At 63.6% G+C, this 1,558-nt stretch carries 1 protein-coding gene and 1 pseudogene; one reads left to right on the top strand and one right to left on the bottom strand.

The annotated features are described in order from the left end of the window. The first annotated feature begins 18 nt into the window (after positions 1-18). The gene (gene hemL, locus B7G53_RS22230; RefSeq protein ID WP_096671797.1) at positions 19-1,335 is read left to right on the top strand and encodes a glutamate-1-semialdehyde 2,1-aminomutase; all 1,317 of its coding nucleotides are present in this window, start codon (positions 19-21) and stop codon (positions 1,333-1,335) included. Positions 1,336-1,432: 97 nt separating this feature from the next. Here the strand turns inward: hemL and B7G53_RS22225 are convergent. Further along, a pseudogene (locus B7G53_RS22225) lies at positions 1,433-1,558 on the bottom strand (IS1595 family transposase); the annotation flags it as partial.

The following is a 1,558-nucleotide window of genomic DNA, read 5'->3' as shown; positions in this document are numbered from 1 at the left end:
CCTTTGACCTACCCCCCAATGGCACCAAACACTAGTTCCGACCCCTCCCGCAATGCAGCACTGTTCGAGCGCGCCAAAAAACTGATCCCCGGCGGTGTCAATTCGCCGGTACGCGCCTTCAAGGCCGTCGGCGGCACCCCGCGCTTCGTGCAGCGCGCCCAGGGCGCCCATTTCTGGGATGCCGACGGTCAGCGCTACATCGACTACATCGGCTCCTGGGGGCCGATGATCCTCGGCCATGGGCACCCCGCCGTCGTCGAGGCGGTGCAAAAGGCCGTGCTCGAGGGCTTCTCCTATGGCGCACCGACCGAACGCGAAGTGGAGCTGGCCGAAGAGATCGTCAAGCTGGTGCCGTCCATCGAGATGCTGCGCCTGGTGAGTTCCGGCACCGAAGCAACCATGAGCGTGATCCGGCTGGCGCGTGGCGCCACCGGGCGCAGCAAGATCATCAAGTTCGAGGGCTGCTATCACGGCCACTCCGACGCGCTGCTGGTCAAAGCCGGCTCGGGCCTGGCCACTTTTGGCAGCCCGACCAGCGCCGGCGTGCCGCCCGAGGTCGTGCAGCACACGCTGGTGCTCGAGTACAACCACATCGCCCAGCTGGAAGAGGCTTTTTCGGTGCACGGCAAGGAGATTGCCTGCCTGATGATCGAGCCGATTGCCGGCAACATGAACTTTGTGCGCGCCAGTGTTCCGTTCATGAAGCGCTGCCGCGAGCTCTGCACGCAATACGGCGCGCTGCTGGTGTTCGACGAAGTCATGACCGGCTTTCGTGTCGCCCTCGGTGGCGCGCAAAGTCTGTATGCGCAAAGCATTCCCGGTTTCCAGCCTGACATGACCGCGCTGGGCAAGGTCATCGGCGGCGGCATGCCGATGGCCGCCTTTGGTGGCACACGCGCCGTGATGGAACTGCTGGCACCGCTGGGTTCGGTCTACCAGGCCGGCACGCTGTCGGGCAACCCGGTCGCCACGGCCTGCGGACTGGCGACCCTGCGCGAACTGCAAAAACCCGGTTTTTATGAAGCGCTGGGCGAACGCACGCGCAGCCTGGTCGGCGGCCTCACCCAAGCCGCGGCCCAGGCCGGTGTGGCTTTTTGCGGCGACAGCGAAGGCGGCATGTTCGGCTTTTTCCTGCTGGACCAGCTGCCGCAGAATTACGCCACGGTGATGACGACCGACAGCCCGGCCTTCAACCGCTTCTTCCATGCGATGCTGGAACAGGGTGTGTACTACGCGCCGGCGCTCTATGAAGCCGGCTTTGTCAGTTCGGCGCACACGGTGGCCGACATCGCCGAGACCGTCGAGGCCGCCGCCCGGTTTTTTGCTGCGCGCTGAACGCCGCGCAAGCCGGTCAAAGAACAGGCTTCGGCCAGCTCAGCCCGGGCGGGCGCTCTGAATGCTATCAATTAAGGGGCTTAGGAAGCAAAGTCCGTTAAAGAGGGTTGCTTCGTAGCAAGGATAGCAGCGCTTTGTAGAGGCTTGAGTGACGGTGATTGAATCTGAACTCGGTTTCCTTCAAGTGCAGGTAGAACGTGTGCCTGGGCACGCCATTGAACTG

It is taken from the genome of Polaromonas sp. AET17H-212, assembly GCF_002379085.1.
GTDB lineage: Bacteria > Pseudomonadota > Gammaproteobacteria > Burkholderiales > Burkholderiaceae_C > Polaromonas.
Note: the sequence above shows the minus strand (reverse complement) of the source record. Positions and strands in the feature narration are given on the sequence as shown.

What these genes read in the sequence shown, in the direction of transcription:
- hemL (WP_096671797.1), top strand. Translation starts at nt 19, where the DNA reads ATGGCACCAAACACTAGTTCCGACCCCTCCCGCAATGCAGCACTGTTC.